Below are 672 nucleotides of genomic sequence, written 5' to 3' on the forward strand. Positions count from 1 at the left end.
GAAAGAAATGACGATTCTGGTGATTGCAGAACATGACAACGCGTCGATCAAGGCCGCGACGCTGAATACGGTGGCAGGGGCGGCTGAGGTTGGCAAATTCGTCGGTGGCGACATCCACGTGCTGGTCGCGGGCCATAACGCGCAAGCGGCGGCCGATGCAGCGGCGAAGATCGCAGGTGTGTCGAAGGTGTTGCTGGCCGATGCGCCGCAACTCGAAGCGGGCCTCGCGGAAAACGTCGAGGCGACCGCGCTGAACATCGCGAAGGACTATTCGCACATCCTCGCGCCGGCGACTGCGTACGGCAAGAACATCGCGCCGCGTATCGCCGCGAAGCTGGACGTCGCGCAGATCTCCGACATCACGGCTGTTGACAGTGCCGACACGTTCGAGCGTCCGATCTACGCGGGCAACGCGATCGCGACGGTGCAGTCGAGCGATCCGATCAAGGTCATCACGGTGCGCGCGACGGGTTTCGATCCGGTGGCAGCGGAAGGCGGCAGCGCAGCGATCGAGAAGATCGAAGCCGCGGCGGACGCCGGCAAGTCGCAATTCGTGAGCCGTGAAGTGACGAAGCTGGACCGTCCGGAACTGACGTCGGCGAGCATCATCGTGTCGGGTGGCCGCGGCCTGGGCAGCGGCGAGAACTACACGAAGGTTCTCGAGCCGCTGGC

General features: G+C 64.3%; 1 protein-coding gene. It reads left to right on the forward strand.

Going from position 1 to position 672, the window contains the following annotated elements:
* Nucleotides 1–7: 7 nt before the first annotated feature.
* Nucleotides 8–672, forward strand: a 665-nt coding sequence (locus tag U4Z64_RS37355; protein WP_321822689.1) for an electron transfer flavoprotein subunit alpha/FixB family protein, incomplete at its 3' end; no start/stop codon positions are given.

The organism is Burkholderia sp. BCC1996 (genome assembly GCF_905339955.1).
Taxonomy (GTDB): Bacteria; Pseudomonadota; Gammaproteobacteria; order Burkholderiales; family Burkholderiaceae; genus Burkholderia.